The sequence below is a fragment of the Mesorhizobium sp. M7A.F.Ca.US.006.01.1.1 genome (assembly GCF_003997935.1).
In the GTDB taxonomy this organism is placed as follows: domain Bacteria; phylum Pseudomonadota; class Alphaproteobacteria; order Rhizobiales; family Rhizobiaceae; genus Mesorhizobium.
In genome coordinates this window covers 1-6409 of record NZ_RZQL01000325.1, presented here as the reverse complement: position 1 = coordinate 6409, position 6409 = coordinate 1, and the positions used below count along the sequence as shown (strand labels likewise).

Annotated in this window: 6 protein-coding genes; 3 read left to right on the top strand and 3 right to left on the bottom strand. The window is 62.9% G+C overall.

Going from position 1 to position 6409, the window contains the following annotated elements:
* Nucleotides 1–349: STAS domain-containing protein (locus EN943_RS33675; RefSeq protein ID WP_127416218.1), on the bottom strand; the 349-nt coding region annotated here is incomplete at its 3' end.
* 76 nt (nucleotides 350–425) lie between these two features.
* On the opposite strand from EN943_RS33675, the gene dgcA reads away from it, so the two are divergent.
* Nucleotides 426–1409, top strand: coding sequence for an N-acetyl-D-Glu racemase DgcA (gene dgcA / locus EN943_RS33670; protein ID WP_127416217.1), 984 nt, complete (start codon nucleotides 426–428; stop codon nucleotides 1407–1409).
* Here dgcA and EN943_RS33665 read toward each other — a convergent pair.
* Together EN943_RS33665 and EN943_RS33660 are read right to left on the bottom strand one after the other, a co-directional pair.
* Nucleotides 1380–2594, bottom strand: a complete 1215-nt coding sequence (locus tag EN943_RS33665; protein WP_127416216.1) for an MFS transporter — start codon at nucleotides 2592–2594, stop codon at nucleotides 1380–1382. The genes dgcA and EN943_RS33665 overlap by 30 nt on opposite strands.
* 124 nt (nucleotides 2595–2718) lie before the next feature.
* Nucleotides 2719–3534 (bottom strand): UDP-2,3-diacylglucosamine diphosphatase, encoded by an 816-nt coding sequence (locus tag EN943_RS33660; RefSeq protein ID WP_127416215.1) that lies wholly within the window; start codon nucleotides 3532–3534, stop codon nucleotides 2719–2721.
* 119 nt (nucleotides 3535–3653) lie between these two features.
* Here EN943_RS33660 and EN943_RS33655 point away from each other — a divergent pair, with 119 nt between their 5' ends.
* Together EN943_RS33655 and EN943_RS33650 are read left to right on the top strand one after the other, a co-directional pair.
* Complete coding sequence (locus EN943_RS33655; RefSeq protein ID WP_127416214.1) at nucleotides 3654–4433, top strand: SDR family oxidoreductase; 780 nt, start codon at nucleotides 3654–3656, stop codon at nucleotides 4431–4433.
* A 177-nt stretch (nucleotides 4434–4610) separates the two neighbouring features.
* The coding region (locus EN943_RS33650; RefSeq protein WP_127416213.1) for a phosphate acyltransferase at nucleotides 4611–6409 on the top strand (1799 nt) is incomplete at its 3' end.

The window sequence follows — 6409 nt, the reverse complement described above, 5'->3', positions numbered from 1 at the left end:
GCACGGCCTCGCCGACAGCTTCGAGCAGGATCGAAGCGATCTCGCTCTGGCCTTGCATCTGGATCTCGACGCCCTTCTTCTCGAAGGCGCTGACCAGCCGGTCGATCAGCCATGCGCCAGCGGTGTCCATTTTCTCGATCTTGGAAACATCGAGCGCCAAGGTTTTGAAGCCGCTTCGCTTTTCGATCTTGCGCATGTCGGCGTCGATCAGCGCGACGGTCCGTGTCGTCCAGATTCCGGAGAAAGCGCAGCCAAGAACGCCGCCCTCCTCGCCGACCGCCACGCGCGGTTCGTGGTCAGCCTCCCCTGCGGTCGTGCCGCTTGCGTCGCGCTTGCCGATGGTCAACATGGCGTCCTGTTTAGCCTGACGGGTCTGACCTGTCGATTTGCCGACAACGCTTGTCGCACAGCAGGAGCAGAAAAATATGGCGCGTGTCATTTCGGTCGAGGCCGAGCGTTTTCCCATCGCCGGAACCTTCACCATTTCGCGCGGTTCCAAGACCGAAGCCGAAGTGATCTCCTGCACGATCAGCGACGGTGGCCACTTCGGCCGCGGCGAATGCGTCCCCTACAAGCGCTATGGCGAGACCATTGACGGCGTGCGCGAGGCGATCGAAGCCATGCGCGGCCGGATCGCCGGCGGCATCAGCCGGACCGCCTTGCTCGATGCCATGCCGGCCGGAGCCGCCCGCAACGCCATAGACTGCGCCCTGTGGGATCTGGAGGCAAAGCTCAGCGGAACATCGGTGGCGGTCGCGATAAATGCTGTTCCCTTGCAGGCGCTCGAAACCGCCTACACGCTGTCGCTGGGCGAGCCGGAGGCGATGGCGGCGCACGCTCGCGCCAATGCCGCGCGGCCGCTGCTCAAGGTCAAGATCGGCGGCGACAACGACATTGCCCGCATCCGCGCGGTCAGGCAGGCAGCGCCAGACAGCCGCATCATCCTCGACGCCAATGAGGGCTGGAGCGACGGCAACATCGTTGCGAACCTCGCCTTTGCCGCCGAACAAGGCATCGCGCTGATCGAACAGCCACTGCCGGCCGGTCATGACGAGATCCTGCGCCATATCGCCCATCTTGTGCCGATCTGCGCCGATGAAAGCGTGCACGAGGCTGAGAATCTCGAAGCGCTTGTCGGTCTTTACGATGCCGTCAATATCAAGCTCGACAAGTCGGGCGGGCTGACGGCGGCACTGGTGCTGCGCGATCGCGCCCGCGAACTCGGTTTCGGCGTCATGGTCGGCTGCATGGTCGGCACGTCATTGGCGATGGCGCCAGCGGTGTTGCTTGCCCAGCATGCCGATTTCGTCGACCTCGACGGTCCGCTGCTGCTTGCCCGCGACCGGGTACCGGGCCTTGTCTACCAGGGATCGCTGGTGTCACCGCCCGATGCGGCGCTGTGGGGCTGAGCGCGCCGCAAGGCCGATCAGCACCAGCCCAATCAAGGCAATCGGGATCATGGCAAAGAAGCCATCCACGCCGAGACGGTCGTAGAGCGGGCCGGACGCCAGGGTCACCACCGCCATGAAGAAGCCGTTGGAGAAATAGGCGATGCCTTGCGCGGCACCTGTCCGCTCCTCGGAGACGGTTTCGCCGATCATCTTCTGCAGGCCGATCAGCCCAAGCGCCACCGAGACGGAGTGCAGCGACTGGACACCGAAGAAACCCGGAATGCCGAGGCCAAGGGGCCAGACCAGAGGAAAGGCGATCCAGCGCACGATGGAGCCGATCCCCGCCATCACCATGATCGACACGACTGAGAACCGGTCGAAAAAGCGGGTGAACATCATGAACATGCAGACTTCCGACACCACGCCCCAAGCCCATAAGAGACCGACTACCGAATCGCCGAGGCCGATCGATTTCCAGTAAATGGAGACGAAACCGTATAGGAATGCGTGGCTGGCGGTGATGACGCCCACGCCGATGGAAAAATACAGGAAATACGGGTTGAGAAGCGTCGGTGCTGAATGCTGGATGTCGGCGGCCGATAGCGGTGAGGCGCGCCGCGGACGCCCAAGACGCGGCGCCAGCAGGCCGGCGGCAAGGGCCGCGGCAAACGCCACCAGAATAATAACCGGAACGGCCTGCGAACCGGTTGCCGACAGAATGAAGCCGCCGACGATATTGGCGCAGAGATAGGCGATCGAGCCCCATTTGCGCATGCTTGTGTAGTTCGAACCGAAGCGGCGGACACCCGAAAGCGCCAGCGAATCGGCGATCGGCGAATGCGGCGTCCAGACAATGGTCAGCGCCAATGAGACTGCCAGCACCATCGCATAGGTGGGCGTCAGGAAATAACCTGCCGACAAAAGCAGCGACGCAGCTATCAGCGCGACATAGACATCGGCACGGTCCCTGGCACGGTCGGCCAGCGCGGTCAGCAACGGCGTCGTCACCACGCGCAGGAACATCGGCGCCGCCAGAATGACGGCGATCTGCCCGGCGTGAAAACCCTTGCCCTGAAGCCACAGTGGAAAATACGGCAAATGCGTTCCGAGCGGCACGAACAGGGTCGCGAAGATCAGGCTCATGCGCAGTTCGAAATGGCGCGGCTTGACGAGTTGTTCGGGCGAGAGCTGCGGCAGGGACATGAATCGATCCAATCGCGCTGTATTCGACCGGACGGCAACGCGTGTCGATCCCTTAACATGGACGAAAACCGGGCGAAACCGGCTGGACTAATTGATTGATTCCGAAGCCCGAAAAGACTTCGGACTATGCTGCCTGCCCTACCCGGCCTTCGATGAGCAACGGGATAAAGGGCTCGTCCGGCGCCGCGGGCAGCACCTGCGCCCAGGTCAGGATTTCCATGCGGCCGTCAAAATGCTCGACCACAGCCGTACAACTTTCCACCCAGTCGCCGGTGTTGATGTACTGGACATCGCCAAAATTTTCGATGACGGCATGATGGATGTGGCCGCAGATGACGCCATCGACATGCGAGCGGCGCGCCTCATCTGCAAGCATGGTCTGGAACGAGCCGATGAAGTTCACCGCCTTCTTGACGTTGTGCTTGGCCCAGGACGAAAACGACCAATACGGCAGACCGAGCAACTGGCGCAGCCGCGTCACCACGCGGTTGACCAGCATGGCCGCGTCATAGGCGTGGTCGCCGAGATAGGCGAGCCAGCGCGCATTGTGGACCACGGTATCGAACTGGTCGCCATGGATGACGAGCAGCCGCTTGCCGTCGGCGGTCTCGTGGATGGCGCGGTCGGCAACGACGATGCCGCCGAAATGCACGCCCTGGAACTGGCGGGCGAACTCGTCATGGTTGCCGGCAATGTAGGTGATGTTGGCGCCCTTGCGCGCCTTGCGCAGCAATTTCTGCACGACATCATTGTGACTTTGCGGCCAGTGCCAACTCCGCCGCAACCGCCAGCCGTCGACGATGTCACCCACCAGATAGATAATATCGGCATCGTGATATCGAAGGAAATCGATCAGGAATTCGGCCTTGGCCGCCTTCGAGCCCAGATGGACGTCGGAGATGAACATGCTGCGGAAAGTGCGGGGCTCTTGGCCGGACATCGCGATTTCACCCTTGCTCTCGCGCAGGCTATGCCCCGATTCATGCAACAACCGTATGACGGTTGCGATTGGTCCAGCCGAAGGACTAGCTTGCCGGCCAAATCACAGGAGAAATCGTCATGGATCTCGGTATCCGCGGAAAGAAGGCCATCGTCTGCGCTTCGAGCAAGGGACTTGGGCGCGGTTGTGCCATGGCGCTGGCCGAGGCTGGCTGCGACATCGTCGTCAACGGACGCAATGCCGAGCTGGTGGCGAAAACCGCCGCCGAGTTGCGCCAGCGCTATGGCGTCACGGTGACGGAAGTCGTCGGCGACGTCTCGAAGCCGGAGGTGCAGAAAGCGCTGCTCGCGGCTTGCCCCGAGCCGGACATCCTGGTCAACAACAATGGCGGACCGCCGCTTCGCGATTTCCGTACGCTTGACCGCGAAAAGATCCTCGAAGGGGTTACCCAGAACATGGTGACGCCGATCGAGCTGGTCCAGGCTGTCCTCGACGGCATGGCGGCGCGCGGCTTCGGCCGCATCGTCAACATCACCTCGCTGTCAGTCTATGTGCCCATTCCCGGCCTCGACCTGTCGTCCGGCGCGCGCGCCGGCCTGACCTCGTTCCTTGCCGGCGTGGCGCGCACGGTGATCGACCGCAACGTCACCATCAACAGCCTTCTGCCGGGCAAACTCGACACCGACCGGCTGCGCGGCCCGCATGAAGCCGGCACCATCGAAAGCCCGGAGGCCGCAGCCGCGCGCAAGACCCGCATCAGCGCCGATGTTCCGGCCAAGCGGCTCGGCACGCCGGAGGAATTCGGCCAGATCTGCGCCTTCCTGTGCTCGGTCCATGCCGGCTATCTGACCGGGCAGAACATACCGGTCGACGGCGGTCTCTACGTCAGCGCCTTTTGATCAACTTGTCCGTGAAACTACAGGAACCATTCGTCAGAAAAATGGCATAAGCATTTGATCGTTAAAGGCTTTCTACGCGCCGACGGGTATTGCTGCCGGCGCGTCAATTAGCGTCGCGAAAAACCACGGCTGCATGCTAAAAGGAAATCTCCAGCCAGATTTCGAGGGAGCGGCCGCATGGAAGGCGAGAGCAAAAAGACGGCACGTTCGGACCTCGACGAAGCCGCCCTCTACTTCCACAAGCACCCAAGGCCGGGAAAGCTCGAGATCCAGGCGACCAAGCCGCTCGGCAACCAGCGCGACCTCGCGCTCGCCTATTCGCCTGGTGTCGCCGCCCCTTGCCTGGAAATCCGCGACGATCCGGCGACCGCCGCCGACTACACCGCGCGCGCCAATCTGGTCGGCGTCGTCACCAACGGATCGGCCGTTCTCGGCCTCGGCAATATCGGCCCGCTTGCCTCCAAACCGGTCATGGAAGGCAAGGCCGTTCTGTTCAAGAAGTTCGCCGGCATCGATGTCTTCGACATCGAGATCGACGCGCCCGGTATCGAGCGCATGGTCGAGACGATCTCGGCGCTCGAGCCGACCTTCGGCGGCATCAACCTCGAGGACATCAAGGCACCGGAATGCTTCGAGGTGGAGGAACAGCTGAAGGCGCGCATGAAGATACCGGTGTTCCACGACGACCAGCATGGCACCGCCATCATCGTCGCCGCCGCCGTGCTCAACGGGCTGGAATTCGCCGGCAAGACCATATCGGACATCAAGATCGTCACCTCCGGCGCCGGGGCTGCCGCCCTTGCCTGTCTCAACCTGCTGGTCTCGCTTGGCGCCAAGGTCGAAAACATCTGGGTCACCGACCGTTTCGGCGTTGCCTACAAGGGCCGCACCGATGAGATGGATCGCTGGAAAGACCCCTATGTAAAGGACACCGAGGCGCGCACGCTGGCCGACGTCATATCGGGCGCCGACGTCTTCCTCGGCCTGTCGGCGGCAGGCGTACTGAAACCGGAACTGCTCCAGCACATGGCGCCGAAGCCGCTGATCCTGGCGCTGGCCAACCCCAATCCGGAGATCATGCCGGAAATAGCGCGCGCGGCGCGTCCGGATGCGATGATCTGCACCGGCCGTTCCGATTTTCCTAATCAGGTCAACAACGTACTGTGTTTTCCTTACATCTTTCGCGGTGCGCTCGACTGCGGCGCCAGCGCCATTAACGAGGAGATGAAGATGGCGGCGGTGCGGGCAATCGCAGCGCTCGCACGCGAGGAACCTTCGGACGTCGCTGCCCGCGCCTATTCCGGCGAGACGCCGATCTTCGGCCCTGAATTCCTGATCCCTTCACCCTTCGATCCGCGCCTGATCCTGCGCATAGCGCCCGCGGTCGCCAAGGCAGCCTGCGACACCGGTGTCGCGACTCGGCCGATCACCGACTTCGCCGCCTATATCGACAAGCTGAACCGCTTCGTCTTCCGCTCCGGCCTGGTGATGAAGCCGGTGTTCTCGTCCGCCAAGGCGTCGAGCGCCAAGCGCGTCATCTATGCCGACGGCGAGGATGAGCGCGTGCTGCGCGCTGCCCAGGTGGTGCTTGAGGAAGGCATCGCCGAACCGATCCTGATCGGCCGCCCGCACGTCATCGAAGTGCGCCTGAAGCGCTACGGCTTGCGCATCAAGCCCGGGGTCGATTTCGGCCTCATCAACCCGGAAGACGATCCGCGCTACCGCCACTATGTCGACCTTTTGATCGAACTCGCCGGCCGCCGCGGCGTGACGACGGAAGCCGCGCGCACCATGGTGCGCACCGACAACACGGTGATCGCAGCACTTGCGCTGAAACGCGGCGATGCCGACGCCATGGTCTGCGGCCTCGAAGGTCGCTTCGAGCGGCATCTGCGCAACGTCACTTTGATCATCGGCCCCCGCGCCGGCATCAAGGACCACGACCTGTCGACGCTATCGATGCTGATCTCGCAGCG

Coding starts and splice junctions, on each gene's coding strand:
- dgcA (WP_127416217.1), top strand. CDS start 426: ATGGCGCGTGTCATTTCGGTCGAGGCCGAGCGTTTTCCCATCGCCGGA.
- EN943_RS33665 (WP_127416216.1), bottom strand. CDS start 2,594: ATGTCCCTGCCGCAGCTCTCGCCCGAACAACTCGTCAAGCCGCGCCAT.
- EN943_RS33660 (WP_127416215.1), bottom strand. CDS start 3,534: ATGTCCGGCCAAGAGCCCCGCACTTTCCGCAGCATGTTCATCTCCGAC.
- EN943_RS33655 (WP_127416214.1), top strand. CDS start 3,654: ATGGATCTCGGTATCCGCGGAAAGAAGGCCATCGTCTGCGCTTCGAGC.